We start from the raw sequence: 229 nt of genomic DNA, 5'->3' as shown, positions 1-229 counted from the left end.
AAGTGGCTAAAGTAAGCACTGCGTACCGGAAAGTTAGAGGGTAGCTCTAAGTTTAGTAGTTTAGGTAATACTCGGCCAAAGCCGCTGGCATCTAACACAAAGCGTGCTTGAACTTGGTAAGGCTGCTGCTGCGCGTCGTGTACTAATAAGGTTGCACCACCATTTTTATCGGTATTGTTTTTATCGGAACTGTTTTCAAAAACATCAGTAACCTTGTAGTCTTTAACAC

Annotated in this window: 1 pseudogene; it reads right to left on the bottom strand. The window is 42.8% G+C overall.

Features of this window, described 5'->3' with window-relative positions:
- A pseudogene (locus AAEY62_RS25180) lies at positions 1-229 on the bottom strand (FAD-dependent oxidoreductase); the annotation flags it as partial.

This window comes from Pseudoalteromonas sp. GW168-MNA-CIBAN-0100, assembly GCF_040309225.1.
GTDB classification, from domain to species: Bacteria; Pseudomonadota; Gammaproteobacteria; order Enterobacterales; family Alteromonadaceae; genus Pseudoalteromonas; species Pseudoalteromonas arctica.
The sequence above is the reverse complement of the archived record's forward strand: the minus strand, read 5'-3'. Positions and strand labels throughout refer to the sequence as shown.